Origin of the sequence: Sharpea azabuensis DSM 18934 (genome assembly GCF_000702165.1) — a bacterium.
Taxonomy (GTDB): domain Bacteria; phylum Bacillota_I; class Bacilli_A; order Erysipelotrichales; family Coprobacillaceae; genus Sharpea; species Sharpea azabuensis.
In genome coordinates this window covers 1-18,431 of record NZ_JNKU01000050.1, presented here as the reverse complement: position 1 = coordinate 18,431, position 18,431 = coordinate 1, and the positions used below count along the sequence as shown (strand labels likewise).

At 34.4% G+C, this 18,431-nt stretch carries 20 protein-coding genes and 1 pseudogene; 7 read left to right on the top strand and 14 right to left on the bottom strand.

Annotated features, from left to right (window positions below):
* Positions 1-364: 364 nt before the first annotated feature.
* On the bottom strand, positions 365-493 hold the full coding sequence (locus tag T529_RS13645) for a hypothetical protein (RefSeq protein ID WP_274518641.1): 129 nt from the start codon (positions 491-493) through the stop codon (positions 365-367).
* 11 nt (positions 494-504) lie between these two features.
* Positions 505-744, bottom strand: a complete 240-nt coding sequence (locus T529_RS12910) for a TIGR04076 family protein (RefSeq protein ID WP_238560811.1) — start codon at positions 742-744, stop codon at positions 505-507.
* Positions 745-1,230: 486 nt separating this feature from the next.
* Here T529_RS12910 and T529_RS0110000 point away from each other — a divergent pair, with 486 nt between their 5' ends.
* Both T529_RS0110000 and T529_RS0109995 read left to right on the top strand, forming a co-directional pair.
* Positions 1,231-1,479, top strand: a complete 249-nt coding sequence (locus tag T529_RS0110000) for a type II toxin-antitoxin system prevent-host-death family antitoxin (RefSeq protein ID WP_033163464.1) — start codon at positions 1,231-1,233, stop codon at positions 1,477-1,479.
* Position 1,480: 1 nt separating this feature from the next.
* Entirely contained in the window at positions 1,481-1,780 is a 300-nt protein-coding gene (locus T529_RS0109995) for a type II toxin-antitoxin system RelE/ParE family toxin (protein WP_005333604.1), read from the top strand.
* Between the two features lie 124 nt (positions 1,781-1,904).
* Here the strand turns inward: T529_RS0109995 and T529_RS0109990 are convergent, their stop codons facing one another.
* The 8 genes and pseudogenes from T529_RS0109990 to T529_RS13810 all read right to left on the bottom strand — a co-directional run bounded on the left by T529_RS0109990 (position 1,905) and on the right by T529_RS13810 (position 6,815).
* Entirely contained in the window at positions 1,905-2,291 is a 387-nt protein-coding gene (locus tag T529_RS0109990) for a hypothetical protein (RefSeq protein WP_051646965.1), read from the bottom strand.
* Positions 2,292-2,407: 116 nt separating this feature from the next.
* Entirely contained in the window at positions 2,408-2,692 is a 285-nt protein-coding gene (locus T529_RS0109985) for a helix-turn-helix domain-containing protein (protein ID WP_202962298.1), read from the bottom strand.
* A gap of 34 nt (positions 2,693-2,726) precedes the next feature.
* Positions 2,727-2,956 (bottom strand): annotated as a pseudogene (locus tag T529_RS12375) (type II toxin-antitoxin system RelE/ParE family toxin).
* Positions 2,957-3,093: 137 nt separating this feature from the next.
* Positions 3,094-3,348, bottom strand: a complete 255-nt coding sequence (locus T529_RS0109975; RefSeq protein ID WP_033163463.1) for an AAA family ATPase — start codon at positions 3,346-3,348, stop codon at positions 3,094-3,096.
* Positions 3,349-3,696: 348 nt separating this feature from the next.
* Complete coding sequence (locus T529_RS0109970) at positions 3,697-4,014, bottom strand: DUF6618 family protein (RefSeq protein ID WP_033163462.1); 318 nt, start codon at positions 4,012-4,014, stop codon at positions 3,697-3,699.
* Between the two features lie 4 nt (positions 4,015-4,018).
* A complete protein-coding gene (locus T529_RS0109965; protein ID WP_051646964.1) occupies positions 4,019-4,825 on the bottom strand; it encodes an ExeA family protein in 807 nt (268 codons plus the stop codon).
* On the bottom strand, positions 4,825-6,123 hold the full coding sequence (locus T529_RS0109960; protein ID WP_033163461.1) for a DDE-type integrase/transposase/recombinase: 1,299 nt from the start codon (positions 6,121-6,123) through the stop codon (positions 4,825-4,827). Before T529_RS0109960 ends, T529_RS0109965 begins: the two co-directional genes overlap by 1 nt.
* Positions 6,124-6,209: 86 nt before the next feature.
* On the bottom strand, positions 6,210-6,815 hold the full coding sequence (locus T529_RS13810; protein ID WP_033163460.1) for a DUF6431 domain-containing protein: 606 nt from the start codon (positions 6,813-6,815) through the stop codon (positions 6,210-6,212).
* Between the two features lie 220 nt (positions 6,816-7,035).
* On the opposite strand from T529_RS13810, the gene T529_RS0109950 reads away from it, so the two are divergent.
* Complete coding sequence (locus T529_RS0109950; protein ID WP_033163459.1) at positions 7,036-7,398, top strand: hypothetical protein; 363 nt, start codon at positions 7,036-7,038, stop codon at positions 7,396-7,398.
* Between the two features lie 59 nt (positions 7,399-7,457).
* Here the strand turns inward: T529_RS0109950 and T529_RS0109945 are convergent, their stop codons facing one another.
* Positions 7,458-7,733: a helix-turn-helix transcriptional regulator gene (locus T529_RS0109945; RefSeq protein ID WP_202962297.1), complete on the bottom strand. Its 276-nt coding sequence runs from the start codon at positions 7,731-7,733 to the stop codon at positions 7,458-7,460.
* An 807-nt stretch (positions 7,734-8,540) separates the two neighbouring features.
* Here T529_RS0109945 and T529_RS0109940 point away from each other — a divergent pair.
* From T529_RS0109940 to T529_RS0109925, 4 genes are all read left to right on the top strand, one after another.
* Complete coding sequence (locus T529_RS0109940) at positions 8,541-10,166, top strand: DUF6119 family protein (protein WP_033163457.1); 1,626 nt, start codon at positions 8,541-8,543, stop codon at positions 10,164-10,166.
* 23 nt (positions 10,167-10,189) lie between these two features.
* Positions 10,190-13,900: a hypothetical protein gene (locus tag T529_RS0109935; RefSeq protein ID WP_033163456.1), complete on the top strand. Its 3,711-nt coding sequence runs from the start codon at positions 10,190-10,192 to the stop codon at positions 13,898-13,900.
* Entirely contained in the window at positions 13,890-15,203 is a 1,314-nt protein-coding gene (locus tag T529_RS0109930) for a protein kinase domain-containing protein (RefSeq protein ID WP_033163455.1), read from the top strand. The genes T529_RS0109935 and T529_RS0109930 overlap by 11 nt, the downstream gene beginning before the upstream one ends.
* A gap of 298 nt (positions 15,204-15,501) precedes the next feature.
* Complete coding sequence (locus T529_RS0109925) at positions 15,502-16,509, top strand: helix-turn-helix domain-containing protein (protein WP_033163454.1); 1,008 nt, start codon at positions 15,502-15,504, stop codon at positions 16,507-16,509.
* 85 nt (positions 16,510-16,594) lie between these two features.
* On the opposite strand, the gene T529_RS12905 is transcribed toward T529_RS0109925, so the two are convergent.
* Genes T529_RS12905 through T529_RS0109910 form a run of 3 tightly spaced genes read right to left on the bottom strand, consistent with a single transcriptional unit; the run spans position 16,595 to position 18,203 of the window.
* On the bottom strand, positions 16,595-17,236 hold the full coding sequence (locus T529_RS12905; protein WP_238560810.1) for an IS30 family transposase: 642 nt from the start codon (positions 17,234-17,236) through the stop codon (positions 16,595-16,597).
* On the bottom strand, positions 17,142-17,729 hold the full coding sequence (locus tag T529_RS13535; protein ID WP_051646962.1) for a hypothetical protein: 588 nt from the start codon (positions 17,727-17,729) through the stop codon (positions 17,142-17,144). Before T529_RS13535 ends, T529_RS12905 begins: the two co-directional genes overlap by 95 nt.
* A 54-nt stretch (positions 17,730-17,783) precedes the next feature.
* A complete protein-coding gene (locus tag T529_RS0109910) occupies positions 17,784-18,203 on the bottom strand; it encodes an ImmA/IrrE family metallo-endopeptidase (protein ID WP_081823120.1) in 420 nt (139 codons plus the stop codon).
* Positions 18,204-18,431: the final 228 nt, after the last annotated feature.

Below are 18,431 nucleotides of genomic sequence, written 5' to 3'. Positions count from 1 at the left end.
GTTCATGACCCCACGATATTTTATTGCCTCATATCTAAATGACCCCACAATTATTTAAAGGGCTACTGTGACCCCACGATTATTTAATATACCTTTTTTTGTTGCCTGCATATAGAAAACAGATACCACAGAAAGGTTCTTTACTTTCGATGAGCTTAAACTCCATGACACAGTAATCACACTGATGGAGAATTAAAAAATAAGAAAATTTGATAAATTTCGAAAAATGATGTCTGATTTTGCATCTGCCAGTACAGAGTATATGAAGAGATAAATATTCAAAACACAGGAGGTACTGATTATGCAGAACAAATTATTTTTAAAGGCAGCCGATATGCCTGACTCACTGGTACATGAAGCTGCATTAGCCACCGTAGACCGGACATTTTGGAAGATACTGAGAGTGGATTTTCATTCCCTTTTCATGTTCTCGCATAGCAAGCATCGCTTCACGGTTGGGATATTTTTTTGCTATTTGATTATACTGTTCCATATATCCGTCTCCTATTTTTTACTCTCTTCGATTGCTTCAATCAACATAATGACCGGGTGAAGCCCATCTACACAGGCAAAAATGCCTTTATCATCGTCAAGCATCCATGTTCCTCTCCGCTGGAGTAATTCGCGCTTCGCTAATTTATTTACCATATCTTTGATGGGTAGCCTTGCATAATCGCACAACTTTTCCGGTTTGTTTTCACCGTCACTGACAAAAAACTGTCCTGGTTTATGAAACGGGCAGATTTCAAAATGGGGAATGGCGTATTGTCTTGCCAGTTCATGGACAACTTCTGACTTTAAAGCAAAGGGATTTGATAAAATATAGAAATGCTGGAGCTTTTTTTCATAAGGAGCGCTTCAAGTTTATCAGAAATCTTTTCCTGAAACAAAACAACCGGAACTAATCAAAATTACTGCGCTCTACGAGAGATTATCTCGAGATGATGCATAAGCGGTGATAGCAACAGAATTGCAAACCAGAAGAAAGCCCTGGAAAAATGTGCGATTTATCGCCATTTTCAACAATGTGGACAGTACTCTAAACGATGGTAGTAACGAATTTACCCCATTCCTTAACATTACGAATGAGTGGCATGTAAGAGATACCAGCCGGAAAATAAAATAAAAGGAAAATAAAAGCTGTAAAAATCTACGTTGAATTTTACAACTTTTCGTGTATAATAGAAGCAGCAGAAACAATTTAAAATCAAAGGAAGGAGCTGAAAGAATATGGCAAATATTTTACCAGTATCTGATTTGAGAAATTATAATGAAGTCCTGAAAAAATGTCATAAAGGAGAACCAGTATATCTGACTAAGAATGGCAGAGGACGTTTTGTTGTCATGGATATTGAAGATTATGAGCGTGACCGGGCAGAGAAAAAGCTTCTGATGAAGCTGCAGGAAGCTGAAGAAGCAGTGAAAGACGGAGAAGGCTGGCTGGATCTGGATGAATTAAAAGCACTTGTGGGGGAATAAGATGTTAAAACTGCGGATCAATCCGATTGTTGCAAAGGATTTGAAGAACATCCGAGATTATATTGCCGAAGACAACGAGGAATATGCTGCGAAGACGATAAAAGAGATATATGGTAAATTTGAAAATCTTCAAATGTTTCCGGGAATGGGGGCAGATCTCTCCAAACGGGTCAGCTTTCGGACAGATTATAAATATGCGATATGGGAAGATTATGTGATTATCTACAAGATCAGTAAAGAATATGTAGAGGTTTACCGTGTAGTTAACCGATATCAGGATATCACGAGAATCTTTGATTGATAACAGAGATGTGATAACAAATTGATAACACCGTTCAGTACAGTCTATGGATGTAGGATAGTAGAACACATATAAAACCAAATAGAACCATAATACCAATACTAAAAAGTATAGTGATGAGATTTTATTTGCGAGTTCGAATAGAATCAAAAGTGCTTAAAACCGCTAATATTAGCGGTTTTTTGATTCTGGTCTTATCATCTTCAGATATTTCAAACTTGTAGACATTGCTGGATGGTTCCTGATTGAACAGGGAAACCATCAACTCCGAATTGTTCTTTACATCTTCATACTTGTTTGAATGTTCTCTATCGATAAGATGGAATTTCTTTTTCATGGTCTTCTCGTTTTCGATAAGTTCATGGGCAGTAATCTTGATAGCAGTTTCTTCATCGAGTCCCGGTGAATTTGAAGATTTGTTCGTGTCCATCAGTACCAATGTTTCATAGAATAGTACCGGTTGCTCTTCCTTGATCTTCATCTTTACAAAAAGATCAAATTGCTTGTTCATTTTCTACCTTCTTTATTTTTTGGGTTGCAGTATAAAGACATATTAAAAACGTCAGCAATTTTGCTAACGTTCATTGGAATCTTATATTTGCCTGCTCTTTGTTTTGACTTTGCTTATTATTTCTGAAGAGGCACGAACTCAACCTTTAAGTTCATTCCCATTCCAGCAGCCAGTCTTTTTAGCATTGCCAAGCTTGGATTTCTTGTTCCATTTTCAATTCTGCTGATATCTGCTTGGGTAATTCCAGTTGCTTCGGATAAGTCTTTCTGTGTCATATGCTGGCTTTTTCTGGTATCAATCATTGCCTGGATAATGTCGTATTCAGGAGAAAGCTCATCATATGCAGTTTTGACTTCAGGGTCTTTTAAGATTTCTTTTTTAAAGTCTTCATGCTTAATCATTTTGATTCCTCCTTTGATTATCTTCTCTGTATTTCTAAGCAGTTTCAATCACATTTTTAGGTGTCTTTTGTGTTTTCTTGATAAAGCCATTTGTCAAATAGCCTTGTTACCAATGAAAAAGAAATAAAGAACTCTTATTATATCTTTTCCTTGCTTGACTTTTAATTCAAATATACCATTTCCCAGGGATTTTGAATAAAGTTCTCTTAGAAGTAGACCATTATTCTCTAGCAAATTGATGGTTCTCAATACTTTAGCTTTCATCTTTGAATCAAGAGAGAAGATGAATTCAGCTACGGGACATTCACCATTCTCGGTGTTATAAAATTCAATATTCATCATATTTAGCTTACTATCTCCATATATATATATATATATGTGTGTCGAATACAACATATTTATCAATAGCATTTCCATTTTACACGAGCGATATCTTTATCATCGATGTATTCATCAATCATTGTTGAAATAATGGTTTCCAGTGTATCGTTGTTCTTATAGCCTAGGGAGGCAGTTAGATTTCTATGAGAAGCAGAACCTACAATCAATATTTTGTTGCCATTTCTTTCTAGGTCCATAGCCGCATTCTTCGTTTTAGTTGTCTTTACAACACCACATTTCTCTTTGGCTATTGTAATTGCTTTGCATTCGGACATAATAAAAAACTCCTTTCCCATAACCACCAGTTATTAGTGGATATGTAAAGGAGTTTTAGTGGAGAGCACTGAAAAAGTCCGATACTCTCAAAATCTGATCAAAGGATACCTTCGGGTATCTGTTTTTCTTAAATAAATGTACCCTTATAGTAGGAATTATAGTATAATATAAGGGAATGGATGTGGCCCTGATGTACGTGAAAAACAAACAGCTTAGCTTTGACTGTTAAACCGCAAACTCTACCCATCTGATGACTGCAAATTATATTACCCTATATAATAATGTGTTTTTATAGCGACTGCAGTTTATTTCAATCAATAAATCATAGATAAAGAAAAGATGTACCACTAGAGTACATCTTCACTGTAATTCCTTTCTTTATAGACTGTATTTACAGCATAGGCAATCTGTATACTTAACTCTTCATCCTCTATTTTTTCAAAGATTGCATTTGTATTCCAGAATATATCTGTTGGATGTGCAAGTTCAACGTCTATTTCATAATCAACTATACATAAGTGCCATTCTGACAATAAATGATCAAGATAACAGCTTATTGTCTGTTTATCTGCTGTAATTTCAAAGGCAAAGAACGGCGTAATAGTCAGGCTGCTTATTTCCCCAATACACTTCTTTGCGTTTCTATTTTTATAGATGTAATTCATAATCCTATCCCAGCATCAGTTCCTTGCTCGCCTGCATCACCAGTTCACTGTCGATTGTTTCCTTGTTGTAATGCATGCCAAGTATCAGACTTTTATTTATAAGCTGATTGAGGATTCTTACTGATGTATTCATCATAGAATACAGCGTATGGTAACATTCATCTTTGAACAGATCACTTCTGCAGTTGACTGATTTCAGTCTTGATACCACGTAATCCCTGACCTCTTCCTCATTAAAGCCAGTAAAGGTATAATTCATATTGATACGCTGTCTGAGCGGTTCAAGTGCTTTAAGACGCAGTGTTCTCAAGAATTCATTTTGTCCAACAAATATAAGTGTACAGTAATCCTTTGAGTCATAGTCAAAGTTCATAAGCATAATGAATTCTCTCAATACCTCTTTTCTCAAGAACTGGGCTTCATCAATCGCTATGATGACCTCCATCTTATTTTCTGATGTCAGTCTTTTAAGTTCATCCTGTATCTGCTTGAACATCTGCGATTTTTTAGTTGTTTCTTCAAGACCGAGTGCATCATTAAGCATACGATAAAAGTCAATGGCTGTAATAGTCGTCATGCATATATAGATGACGACATAACGGTTCGGATTGAGTGCTTCCAATGTTTTTCTAAGACATGTTGTCTTTCCCGTTCCTGGACTGCTCAAGAAGACACCGATTCCTCTGGATCTGATAATAAATTCCAGTCTGTTTGTCATCTGTTTAAAGTCATTGGATGTAAACAGTGTTGATACAGCCGCATCCTTGATAAATGGATTTTTATCCATTCCATAATACGTTGTCATTTCCATCAGTAAATGATCTCCTCTCTTCTTGTTCTTCCGTTTTCAACTCGATCCGTTCTTTTTAAAGGAATCTTTTTCTTTTGAGAAACATCATAAAGATATGTCCCTTCAAAAGTTCTTGGATTATAGCGGATAATAACTCTTATTCCTATATAGACAGAAGGAACATCAAAAAGCTGATTTTCAATAAGGACTGTTGAATCACCATTGACCTTTCTTGTGGTTTCATGAAGAAACACATCATCAAGCCACGAAGCGTATTCAATAGGTGATTTATTTGACAGTCTTGATACTTCAACATCTTTCATATCATACAGATAGCGTTCCAGAGGTGTATGATTGTCATTCTCATCGTCTTTTAGTGATGAGTGGATCGTTCTGTTATACTCATTTATCCATTTATTAAGATCATCATTTAATTGAGAAAGTGAATGATAGTCGCTTCCCTTATGTACATCCATAAAACGCATCTTCATTGTATGAAAGAATCTTTCAATCAAAGCTTTTCCGACAGGCTGATACGGGGGATTATAAATGATCCTAGTCCCGAGTTTTGCCTCTATTTCCTTTGTGCTTTTATTTTTGTAGCTGCTGCCATTATCTAAGATGATTACTTTACTTCTGCCGTATCTTAAGACAGCATCATGCCATACCTTTTGAAAATTGACGGCATTGTCATTGAAAAAGAACTCCGCACCAACGATCATTCTTGAATGATTGTCGATAATGGCAATCAGGTACGTTTTCCTGTATGTGCTATCTTCATCGTAAATATAAAATGTATGACAGGTATCAGCTTCATAGCCATCACATGAATGAGCGAATTCCCAGGTTCTTCTTTCCTTGACTAAAGTCTCACCCTGTCCATTTCGTAAGCCGCTGTTTCTGATATAGCGCTGTATAGTATCAACGGAACAGTCACCTGCATTTAAGACACCATCTTCAATCATTTTTTCATAGATCATGCCCCCGGTAATCCTGGGATACTGGCCAATAAGATCAGCAATATATCTTTTATGGTCATCATCAAGTTTTCTTACTCTGCCAAGATCCAGACGGTCTTTAGGCATCAGACCTTCAAAGCCGTATTTTCTGTATACATGGGGCCACCATTTCATCGTCTGATCAGAAAACCTTCTTTTTGTGCCATCTGGCCAGTCAATTTCAGTTTCAGAGACGCGTTTAAAGTAGGCACTTATTGAATCATCTATAAAAGTTCGTGATACAACAGGTGCTATAAATGAAAATTTTATCTGGCCGATAAGTTTTCTATACTCATAACTGTCTGTATTTTGTATGTTCATATATCTTCCTCCTCATGATTGAGTATAGAACAGCAAAAATACGAAAGACATTGCCAAGTTACTTAATTGGAACTGAAGAAATTCAATCAGGAATCATGACTGGATAAAGTGCGGTCATATTGAAAAAGTGCATGAAGATTGAAGTCAAAGATATCATGAATAACATTACTGAAATCATAAATAAGATGTACAAAGAAATGCATATGATATCTGTTTTTCAAGGTATTGAATATTCTCAAATACGCATTATATTTAGAAATCCATCTATAGAGAGTAGAAGTCGATATACAAAATCGTTCTGTTATTTCTTCAACAGTAAAAGCTGAACATGATTTTAATGCGAGTACCTTTAATATGAAAAAAATAGAAAAAGATGAATAAGGAACAATAATAGAGTCTGGAAGAACAGCATGATAGTGCTTGTCATTTTTACAGTATAGAACAGGAACTGTAATCATATTATCCTGGACACTACCATGATAAGATACATAATGTCTGGAATAATTTTTAAAATATACCAGCTGAGAAGATTTACAAGTAGAATTATTGTGAGTGTGCTGTGTAGAAGCATTGATATTATTGAGACAATAAGTTTCAATCCTTTCAACAGTATCAAAATCAGGTTCATCAGAGAATTTGAAATCAAAAGAATTAAAGGCTGACTTGATGTTTAGTGAAAAATCTTGTATCATGTTTCTTGTATCATCAGTATCAACTGACGATTGAAAAGGAACAGTGTTAGAGGGGTAGGATACTTTAGCAGGCTGTTTCTTTTCTTTTTCCTTTCTAAATATTTTACATGATTATCATACTACAATCAGATCACAAAAACAGGTGGAAGATTATGCCGTCACAAAAGGCACATTTTCCACCTGTTTATTAATTTAATTTGCGGTTTTATTAGTTATTATTATGGGTAGAGTTTGCGGTTTAACATTTTTCAAAGGAAAAGAGAAAAAAGAAGCGCAGAACAAAATTGATCAATGTAAAGAGAGAATAAGAAAACAGAAGGATGAACTCTATATTCTTGTTAAAAAGGGCGGCTATCCAAACGTTCAGAAATTTATGGATGGAAACCGCACAGCGTATAAGATCATGGAGCAATATAAGAAAGAACTGGAGGTCTGGAAACAGAAGACCGGACAAAATGATATTCAGCCTGACAAGAAAAAGAGTGTTCTGGAGCGATTGAAAGAAAATGAAAAACGTGTGAAAGAAAGAGAACGACCAAAATCCTTAAACAAACGGAAAAAACATGATTGGTTGGATCTGTAATAAAAAGTATTTATGCATAAACTAATCTCAGGCAACAGAAGAAAATTTGTTGTCTGGGATTAGTTGTCATGTGTCAGAACGTTGAAAATAGTGTTGAAATTTGTATGGAAAATTTCTGCAAGTGTAATCAGTTCGCTGATACGGATATTGTAAGTTCCGGCCTCAATCTGGGAATAAACACTTCTGGATGTAGGAAGATTACGCAGCTGCAACTGTGCTACGACTTGCTCCTGAGTAAGATTGGCGGCATTTCTTAGTTTGCAAACATTATCTCCGATGGAAATATCATTAATTTGCTTTAGTTTTTGAACCATAAAGATTTCACCTCTTTCCATTTACACGAATTCCTTACCATTGATTTTAGTATAAAATTTTCATATAATTACAATGCATAGATTGCAAACAAAGAGGATGTAATATAATGGAAAAAAAGAGTGAAGATAAGAACAAAATGGAAGATGGTTGTTGCTGTAGTGCTTGTCAATATCATGAATATTCGATTGATAGTAACACCGTTTCAAACATATTGAAAAGATAAAAGTAAAAATGAGAGAAACCAGAAATTTGAGGAAAGTAAGGGAAAATACTCATCGAATGTTTTGTGGTGGATGGAAAGTGGAATGGAAATAAAAGTTTTGACATATTGAGAATTTGATGCTAATATAATTACAGAAAAGGTGCTACCGATAGACGGTTAGCCCACATAATGATTAGTTAAAAAATAACCGTTCAGTTTGCGAGGCTGGAGCGGTTATTTTTTTGCGTGATTGCTTCCTATTGAGTAACCAAGTCCAAAGGCTGTTAAGCATAAGCTGATAACAGCAATCAGACCTTCGAGAGTCAACATTGGTATCCCCTCCTTTAGCAAGATTTCCGTCAGATAGTCTGGGGATTTCTATGTAAACAGAGGGTCACAGTCCCTCTGGCGAAGGACTAACCGCCTACCGTGAATGGTAGCACCATGGGATGAGTATAGCAAATTATATTATGTAATGCAACGAGAATAAAAATGTATTTGCTATATGGGCGGTTTCAAAGAAGAGTGTGCGACATATAAGATAGCACTATTTCTCTATAAAAGAAAATGGTATAATTATATAAAAATTTGGTAATTAACATACGAAAGTATATGAGGTTTGGATATGGGACAAGTGAATTTATATAAAATAGATGGAAACAAGAAGAATGATTTTCTGGATAAACTTAATGAAAAATTTGAGCTCATTGGGGAACAGGATTATAATTCGTTGAATAATGAAGAAGATGTATATACTGTAAGCACATATATTAATGTTCCAGAGGAGAGAAAAGCTCCTGAATGGCAGTGGATATTAGATGAATATGATTATGAGATAGAAGGAACCGTGGCATCACCGAGAGCTGTTTTGGTAATTAAAGGGGTGGATGCTACTTATGCAGTAACATATGGTTTGGCATATTTTGTAGTTGATAAATATTGTGATATTGATTTTGCATTTGACTTTGCCAGAAGAATTACTTTTAAGCAAATTAAAACAACTACATTAACATCTCCAAATGCGCAAAGAAATAAGATGATAAACGTGTATCTTAATTATAATGATTTATCTTTTGACAGCGGTGAGTCTTATGCAAAAATAAAAGCAAAAATGAAAATAGAAGATGGTTTCACTCTTCATGGAGAAATGGTCGAAATTGGACATTCTATAAAAACTCAATTATCAGATAACAGCGTAGATTGTATTTTAAGATTTATAGAATATGTAGAAACTGTAAAAAGGAAAGATGAACTTCATAAAATCCCTGTTTTTAGTAAGGTGAAAGATGAAAACAGTATTCGAGAATTAGATGAGAGATTGTTGGAAAAGCTTGAAGAGAATATTGAGTGTATAAATATATCCGAATTGGATATTATTGGAGTTACTGAAATCTTTAATAGCAATGACACTTCTTTTACCTTAAAGCATGAAAGAAAACATAAAAACATTCACGAATTAACAAAAGAAAATATTTTGAAATTTGTGGATGAAAATAATTTGAATATTAAAAATAATTTTTTAAATATAAAGGTTGTAAGCAATAAAAATGGTGAACCAGTATGTACAGATATAATGAAGCGATTGGTTGATTTTACTGATGATGAGAAAAGATGTTTACTTTTAAAAGGTGAATGGTATTCATTTAATGATGATTATGTAAAGTACTTGCAGGATTCAATAGCAGAGTTAGATGTTGTTTATGATTCTCAATTTGATTTTTCCAATAAAAAATTATCAGAATATGTGGAAAGAAAATATCAAGAAGAAAAAGACTGTGTGGAATATATTGGATTGACTTCTCAAGAAGTAAAAGGAAAAATTAAAAATAAATACTATGCAGAACGAGTTTTTAATAATGTTTTATCAGAACAGTTTGGCTTCGAAAATCATGACAGGGATAGTGATGAGATCGGAGCGGGAAAAATTGAATTGATGGATTTATATAAAGACGGAACGATGTATGCAGTTAAGATTGGAAATTCATCTGCAAAATTAAGCTATGTTGTTGAGCAATCGATTAGTTCTACAAGAATGTATAAACATCATTTACTTCCAGATATGCCTAAGGTAGATAAGATTGCTGTTTGGGTTGTTTTGAAACGACATACGCATTTGCCAGAGGTAAATGGAAAGCCGGATCTTTCTAGCTTAAAAATGGTAATGCTAAAAAATAGACTAGATGCATGGAAAAAAGAAGTTAGAATATTGGGTTATACACCTGTGGTTTATTTGAATTACTGGGAAGCATAGGAGTTGGGAGAGGATTTTAGACCATGAATGAAAAATTGAAAGATATAACGATTGATTTGTTGTTAGATGGTGTAAAGAAAAAAATAGATAATGTGAAGGAAAAATATAAATGGCAAGAGTTGTTTGTTAGTACGGGTTCATTTTTTGTAAATAATCCTGATACATTAAAAATGTTTGAACAAGACTTGTTTTCGGTATTCTCACAGGAGAATTTGAAGCAAATGGCAAAGAAATTAAAAGATAAGAGGGGATATGAATTTCCACAATTATTACATAGGGAATTATATGACTTGATGGTGTGCTATGAAATTCCTGCAATGGAAGCAGAAACATATATTCATCATTTTATACAAGTGATTATAAACTATCTAGAAGAAAATGATCCAGACAAGACAATGGAAATATTTTTAGGGGATTTGAAAAAGGAGATAGAAACCCATTTTTTTACGATAGAATCAAAATTAGAGTTAGTATTACATCAAATAGAAGATTTAAGGAAAGAAGAAGTTTTATCCTATTCAATAGCAGATATTGATATCCAGATTAGAAGAGAATCAAAATATAAAGGAATGGGGTTAGACTTTTTTAAACTTGATGATGAACAATTTGAAGCAAGATTTCAAAATGTTATAAATGATGAGAGGATATATGTTGTAGGGAAATGTAGAGAGGAGACAACCTATCGAATCTTAAATGAATTACGACAGAAAAATTCAGATCGAGTTACACTAATAATTAAGTCCGAAGAAGAGTGGAACAAGTTACAGAAAGCAAATTTATCAGGGAATATATTGCTTCCGTTTTTTTATGCAGAGAGAATTGTGGCTATTCCGAATAATACTAATATCTTTGTATATGGTGAAGATGAACCATGTTATACGAGAGATAAAGTGGTGTTAAGAAAAAGAACGAAAAGAAACATTATAAAATCGTTGGAAGAGATTGGAATAGAGCCCAATGAAGCTTATAACATGGTAGATAATACCCATGGTTTATATGTGCCGTTAAAGAAAAAAATTTTTAATGGTGCGATGTATAGTATACCAGATTGGGTAGAAGGTCATTCTGATGTAGTTATGGCTGCATTATTGTGTGGTAAGTGGACTGAGGCAACAGGAGATGTGTTGATTTTTGAGGAATTATCCGGTAAGACATATATTGAATGTAAAAAGGAACTAGAAGGATATTTGCATAGGGAAAATCCATATATAGTAACTCATAATGGTTATGGTGGGGGCAATATGCAACTTGCTAGTGTAGAAGATGCATGGGAAGAACTGGATATTTACATAACTGATGAGTTGTGGGATAAATTTATAACATTGTTTTATGAGGTCTTGATTGAATCAGAGCCTATTTTTGAGTACCCTTTTGAAAAGCATTTTGAGGCAAGTATTTACGCAAAAAAACCGGAATGGTCACCAAATTTGAAAAAGGGTATGATTAGAACACTTATTATGCGCGCGTACTATAGAGGTCATGAAGAAAATCAAAAACAAATAGATAATATAGTATCAAGGGTATTTGATACTATTACAAGTAAGGAAAGATGGGGATATATTTCACAATATCTAACAGATTTATGTGAAGCTTCTCCTGAGAGTGTTTTAAGAAAGCTAGAAAATGAATTACAACAACCACAGGGGTTGTTGGAGTTGTTTGCGGTAAATGGCGGTGACCTTATGACAAGCAGAAATTATTACACTAATGTTTTGTGGACGGTAGAGCAATTAGTTCAGCAAAAGAAATATGTTGTACGAGCTTTAGAGTGGTTATGGAAGGTGGATTCATATAACATTAAGTATAGCATAAGTAATAGCCCTAAAGGGGTATTAGATGTGGTGTTTTGTGCGTGGATAAATGAAAGTGCACTGTCGGTTGATAAAAAAATTGAGTTGGCAAGAAATGCAATTGAGATGTATCCAAATGCATGGGAAGTTATTGTGTCCAAATTGCCCCAAGGTACAAGTTCGATATGTTCAACATTAAATACACCCATATATAGAAAGATAGATGAGCCAGATGTGTTATATGTGCATGAAGTAAAGAAAACTTATATCGAATATTTAAGAATGTGCGTTGATTCAGCATATACGGATGCAGAAAGATGGATTAAAATAATTCAGCATATAGACTCGTATGATGTGACAATTCAAAATGAAGTATTTGAAAAATTGGTTTTCAATTGTAGGGAGATGAGTGATGGGGAGAAAATCAAGGTAAAAAATATAATTAGACATGAAATATATAGACATAGGTATTTTTGCGATGCAGATTGGAGCATGTCTGAAGAGGCATTGTGTAGATATGAATGCTTAATGGATGAAATTGTGTTGTCTGAAAAAATCTATGATTATTTGTATTTATTTTCCTCTGTGTATGAGTTCCCATTATTGCACCCAGTACCTTTTTGCCGAGAAGAAAGTAAGGACTCACGTGAGAAAAACCATATATTAAGAGAGGAAGAGATAAAAACAAGATTTAAAGAGTTTAAAGAAAAAGAATATTCTTTAGAGAAATTAATCGAATTAGCAGTGAAAGAAGAACACAGTATATTAGGTGAAGTTCTGGCACAGTTTTATTGTGATGGAATGTTTGATGAGAAAATATTTAATTTGCTTATGGAAAGAGATGAAGAAGGTAAATGTGTATATGACTATGTAAGATATCTACATAGAAATGGAACTGTAGATTTAAATAAAGTTATAGGAATGGTTAAGAATTTATCTGACAATAATAATCTTTTAGTAAATTTAATTTCCTTAGAATTTATAGAAGATGATGAAAATGCCCTTATTTCTAGAGAAGGCGAAGAGATAAAGAAAATGTATTGGGGAAGAAACGTAAGACTGAGGATATCGGATAAAGCAGGGCATAAAGTATTTATTTGGGCGTTGGGTGAATGTAAAAAATATGGTTCTGTCCATACGTATTTAGAATTGTTGTATGATGTAAGGGATAAAATATCGAATCAAGAATTATACAATGCTATATTTGGGATTACTGATTTTAGGGGCGATGCGGCTAGTTCTATGACAGATTATTACCTTGAGGAGATTTTGAAAGAGCTGCAAGAAGCTTTCATTATGGATGATGAAAAATGTGCCGAATTAGCAACATTAGAATGGATGTGCAGAAATGTACTTGAATGGGAGCAGATGAAATGCATGCAAAAGGTTATGAAGAACGATCCGACTTTATATGCTCAATTGGTTAGAATTATATATAAAGCGAATGATTATGAATCTGACAATGAGGAAAAGAGAGTATTAGCGAATAAAGTTTATGCGGGATTTGATAAAGCAAAGTTTTGCCCTGCAGAAAAAGATGGAAAAGTTTCATTTGAAAATCTAAAAAACTGGATGGAAAAGTTTAAAGATTTATTAAATAGTCAAAAGCAAGAGAGGCTATTTGGAAATTTAGTAGGACGATTATTAGCATATTCGCCAATTGGTGAAGACGGCTATAGTCCATGTGAAGCTGTACGAAGGATTATAGAAGAATATTATTCTGAATCATTGAAGAATTCTTATGTGATCGCAGAACAAAACAAACGTGGAGTTCATACTGTTGATGCAGGAAAATCAGAATTGTTATTGCATGATAGATATCAAAAGAATGCCGAAGGATTGCAAGAACAATATCCAAGGACTGCAGAAATTTATTTTACTTTAAGTGATATTTACAAACGTGAAGCGGATTTTGAGAGAAAGCGTGCAGAAGATGAATGGTAGAAAAAAGTATAAAGGAGAGTTGCATAGCTTTTTTAGAAGTGAAAAAAATATCGGAAAGGGTGGTAATGGTGCGGTATACGATGTAGAACTTGAAGGGAATGGAGAATTAAAGTGTGCTGTAGTAGCAAAATTTTTTGAATACGATGGAGTAGATAAAGAAAAAAGATATAATAGATTTAGAAATGAGATAATTGCATTAAGCGAATTAAAAGATATTGAGGGGATTATGGAGATTATTGATAAGCAATGTCCTCAAAGTGTGCCTCAAAATAAGGATGATGCATGGTATCTGATGCCGAAAGCGAAACCATACAAAGTGAACCGAAAGCCTAATATATACCAAAAAATATTAGATATGCTACAGCTTGCGCGGATTATACAAAGTATACACAAACGTGGAGGGGCACATAGAGATATTAAGCCGGAAAATATTTTGGTTTTAAATGGAAAATTGGTTCTTTCTGATTTTGGGTTATACTGGGGTATGGAGGAGGAAAGACTTACAGAATTAAATGAGAGAATAGGTCCATATAAAATAATGCCACCAGAATTTGAGAGAGTACAAATAGACTTAAATATAGATTTTAAGCCTTCCGATGTATATTTGTTTTCTAAGGTGTTGTGGATGACATTGAAAGGGGATAATATCGGGTATCGTGGTCAATATCAGCGGGGAGATGCACAAATATATTTGAACAAAGATGATTACGATAATGTAATAACATTTGAACCAATACATAAATTAATGGAAGAATCAACTTTTGAAGAAATGGGAAAAAGGATTTCTATTCAGAAGTGTATAGAGTATTTGGAGTTACAGCGTAAGATATTAGATGAACGAGAATGTGAACTTCTTTCTAATGAATTGGTTACCCAATTGATGTATGATGAACATAGTAAGAAGATAATTGAAAGCAGTACACCAAATGAGATGATATATGAAGATATGGTTACTATTATTAAAATGTTAAAAGGTATTATTCCTATATCGAATATTTATGTAGAATCGTTTAGTAGTGGCCAAAAATCAAAGCAAATTCAGATAACGGATTTTCAGGTAAGTGTGAGTGGTATTTGCAAGTTACTTTATTATAATAAGGGTACTAAGATCAAAGAATATTTGTTGCATGTTAAGAAAATGAGCTATTTAAATTCAAGTTCGGTAATTTTGCTTGAGTTGGATAATATTTCATCAGTTGATGAAGAATATGTAGCATATTCGAAAACTGAACATGGATTTGGAAATGTATATCCTCGAATATACTTTTCTTCAAATGAAAAACTAATTATAAAAAGAAAATAGTTTATGATTATTATAATCGAAGAAATGCAGTGTACTTGAAGCTTTTTGTGATTTGCGTTCTTTTTAAGGGAGATGATTATTATGGTGTGGCAGAGCCACTGGTGGCTCTGCAGCACCGTAATATTCAGCAGGTTTGAAATACCAGCTTCTCTGTTGTTTACCATAATCCACAATAAAAAAACAGAATGGAAACTGTTGGTTGACACATTTCAAGGGGGAAATGGTTGTTTGCAACCGTTAGATTTGATATCTTTGAGGTGCTTAAGTAAGAGAACAAGTATCTTAAGGAGGAGTGAGTATGATTTTAGCAGATAAAATTACAGATTTGCGAAAAAAGAATGGATGGTCACAGGAAGAACTGGCAAACCAGCTGGGTGTATCTCGTCAAGCAGTTTCGAAATGGGAAAGTGCGTCATCTATACCTGATTTGGATAAGATAGTTAAAATGAGTATCATTTTTGGAGTTAGTACAGATTATCTGTTAAAGGACTCTCTTGAAGCAGGGAGAGATACCGAAGAAATCTTGGAATACAATACAGCAGAGTTGGGGATGGATGAAAAAGCTATACAGATAATTTCTATGGAAACTGCGAACGTTTATTTGGAGCTTTTGCGAAATATATCTTCCAAGATTGCATTAGGTGTATCCCTTTGCATTTTATCACCAATAATGTTGATTGGTCTTACAGGGGTGTCGGATAAGAAAGAGGGGATGATTCTTTCTGTGGAAGTTGCAGTGGGTATTGGGATGACAATACTTTTACTTATGGTTGCGGTGGCAGTAGCGATCTTTACTATATACGGAAGAAAAATGGAAGTATATGATTTCCTTGAAAAAGAACCGATAGAACTGGCCTATGGAGTAAAGGGATTGGTTGAAAAAGAAAAATTGGGGTATGAAGCTGCACATAGCAGAAACCTTGTGTTAGGGATAGTGCTTTGTATTCTTAGTGCAGTACCAATTATGGTGTTGGCTGTATCGGATAAAAATGGAATGTTGACAATAGTCGGTGTGAATCTTTGTCTTATCTTAGTGTCAATTGGTGTATATTTACTTGTATCTACCGGGATTGTATATGGCGGATTCCAGAGATTATTAGAAGAAGGAGACTATACAAGAAGTCAGAAAATTGAAAATAAAAGAAATGATGTAATAGATAAAATATATTGGTGTTCAGTAACTGCAATTTATCTTGGGTGGAGTTTTATAACTATGGAATGGGAAAAGACATGGATTGTTTGGCCAATTGCCGGAGTATTTTATGGCGCTGTTGTTGGAATCAGTTCTGTTATAAGAAAACATTGAAATTATAAAGGGTGTATCTATTCCTAACGTATCATTCGGAAAGAATTCCCGAATTGCAAGCAGAAACTGGAAATAAGAAGATAAATTAGATTTTATAGAAAATGGTATTATCAGTTACATTAAGTTTAGCTAGTTCGTTAAGAAATAGTTCTTCAGAAGAAAGGTATCCAAGTATCTTTCTTTTCTTCTGGTTTATTTTATTGTTTATATCAATAGTTGTCTCCTTATCAATTGTATTAATATCAGTTCCTTTCGCAATGAAATATCTTATAAGTCCATTGCAGTTCTCATTTGAGGCTCTGTCACATGAATGATAGGGTCTGCCGAAATAGACAGTGGTTCTTTTCTCTTTTGATTTTGGCTTCTGTTCTATATCCTTCCATCTAGAAAACTCACTACCGTTATCAAAGGTGATTGATTTAAAGATATCCTTAAAGCTATCACCATAAAACTTATGAAGCTTGTTTATCTGCATATAGACCTGCTTTGAAGATTTAGCAGAGATAGGAATCATATAATAGAAGCGTGTGTTTCTTTCAATGAGAGTAAGATATGCACCATTCTGTCCGTCTCTAGGTCCAGTAACTAGATCACCTTCCCAGTGTCCGAATTCTTCTCTATCCTTGATATATTCAGGCCTTTCGGTAATGGAAGTGCCTTTCTGTCTTGTTGGAATGTATGACTTCCAGTTTTTTTGTCTTTCTTCTGACCATGCGAGGAAGATCAAGAGGCCTGATGGATGTTTTTCCCTGATGTACATAGTTGTAATAAGTTTTAGTAGACACAGTCACCATATTCTTTATTCTGTCTGGCTGATGAATCCTTAAATAGTTTATGGTCTCATCAATAGAGGATAGTCTATTTGATTTCATTTCCTGTTCGACAAGAGAGATGAACTCTTTTGATTCTTCAAACTTAGAGTTATTTGGAATTTTATGAATCTTTGATCTCTTCTCGAATGCAGCCATGGCAGAAAGTTCATAATGGATTTTAAGATAAGTATCTTTGATAGTTATAGTGGCATCCTTAATGACCGAATAGACATTAGAGACGGTAGTGCCTACAGTAGAAGCCAATTCTCTAATGAATTGAGTCTTGCCAATGTTACGCTTACCAGGATGGGGAGCATTGAACTGAATCAGGGAATTGATGATGAATTCATAATGAGAAAAATCAAGGTGTTTATTTTTTGCTTTCTGTGATATATTAATGCTGTTCATAGAGATCTCCTTATAAAGTGTGGTAACTATATAATACGATTTCTATGGACTTTTTTATACAAAAATTGAGAATAGTGGGCCTGCGGCCGCGCGAATTGGGATAAAGGGGCATGCCCCTTTATCCCAATTCCTTAATTCCAGTTTCATTTTACAATTGAGAATACGGTTTTCACGCATATCAAAAATATTAAATTCCTGAAATTCTCCGGTCAAAGCCGCTTCCTGCCGATGGAGCATGTCATGCCCAATCTCGTGCCAGAGGACGATCTGTTCAATTACCGGGTGCAAACCGTTCTGAAGAAAAATAAAGCGGTTCTTCAGAATAACTTTGTATGCTCCACGCTGCTTTTTGAAATCCCGGTAAAGGATATTGATGCCAAGTTCATCGGCGACTCTGTATGGATCACGAGTGCCGCATTTCTTAATCAGTTTATTCACGATTGCGACAATCTCATCTTGTGTGTAATATCCCACAACGGTTCACCTCCTTGTAGTGCCATTATAACTGATAGTTCTACTATCCCATATGATAAAACGTATGCTGTCCTATAAAAAGGACACAACACCATAAGAGGTTATTCGTTTTTCCGATATTTTTTCGGTGTATATTTTTGAGGCTTCTGCACTATGTGTGGGTAGAATCATCGAAGTTCATAGGGTAACTTGATCCCATGGTAAAGATCGGAACATACGATCATGATC

Bases quoted from the DNA above. Each gene is read 5' to 3' on its own strand.
- T529_RS13645 (WP_274518641.1), bottom strand. From the start codon at position 493: ATGGAACAGTATAATCAAATAGCAAAAAAATATCCCAACCGTGAAGCG.
- T529_RS0110000 (WP_033163464.1), top strand. From the start codon at position 1,231: ATGGCAAATATTTTACCAGTATCTGATTTGAGAAATTATAATGAAGTC.
- T529_RS0109995 (WP_005333604.1), top strand. From the start codon at position 1,481: ATGTTAAAACTGCGGATCAATCCGATTGTTGCAAAGGATTTGAAGAAC.
- T529_RS0109990 (WP_051646965.1), bottom strand. From the start codon at position 2,291: ATGAACAAGCAATTTGATCTTTTTGTAAAGATGAAGATCAAGGAAGAG.
- T529_RS0109985 (WP_202962298.1), bottom strand. From the start codon at position 2,692: ATGATTAAGCATGAAGACTTTAAAAAAGAAATCTTAAAAGACCCTGAA.
- T529_RS0109975 (WP_033163463.1), bottom strand. From the start codon at position 3,348: ATGTCCGAATGCAAAGCAATTACAATAGCCAAAGAGAAATGTGGTGTT.
- T529_RS0109970 (WP_033163462.1), bottom strand. From the start codon at position 4,014: ATGAATTACATCTATAAAAATAGAAACGCAAAGAAGTGTATTGGGGAA.
- T529_RS0109965 (WP_051646964.1), bottom strand. From the start codon at position 4,825: ATGGAAATGACAACGTATTATGGAATGGATAAAAATCCATTTATCAAG.
- T529_RS0109960 (WP_033163461.1), bottom strand. From the start codon at position 6,123: ATGAACATACAAAATACAGACAGTTATGAGTATAGAAAACTTATCGGC.
- T529_RS13810 (WP_033163460.1), bottom strand. From the start codon at position 6,815: ATGATACAAGATTTTTCACTAAACATCAAGTCAGCCTTTAATTCTTTT.
- T529_RS0109950 (WP_033163459.1), top strand. From the start codon at position 7,036: ATGGGTAGAGTTTGCGGTTTAACATTTTTCAAAGGAAAAGAGAAAAAA.
- T529_RS0109945 (WP_202962297.1), bottom strand. From the start codon at position 7,733: ATGGAAAGAGGTGAAATCTTTATGGTTCAAAAACTAAAGCAAATTAAT.
- T529_RS0109940 (WP_033163457.1), top strand. From the start codon at position 8,541: ATGGGACAAGTGAATTTATATAAAATAGATGGAAACAAGAAGAATGAT.
- T529_RS0109935 (WP_033163456.1), top strand. From the start codon at position 10,190: ATGAATGAAAAATTGAAAGATATAACGATTGATTTGTTGTTAGATGGT.
- T529_RS0109930 (WP_033163455.1), top strand. From the start codon at position 13,890: ATGAATGGTAGAAAAAAGTATAAAGGAGAGTTGCATAGCTTTTTTAGA.
- T529_RS0109925 (WP_033163454.1), top strand. From the start codon at position 15,502: ATGATTTTAGCAGATAAAATTACAGATTTGCGAAAAAAGAATGGATGG.
- T529_RS13535 (WP_051646962.1), bottom strand. From the start codon at position 17,729: ATGAACAGCATTAATATATCACAGAAAGCAAAAAATAAACACCTTGAT.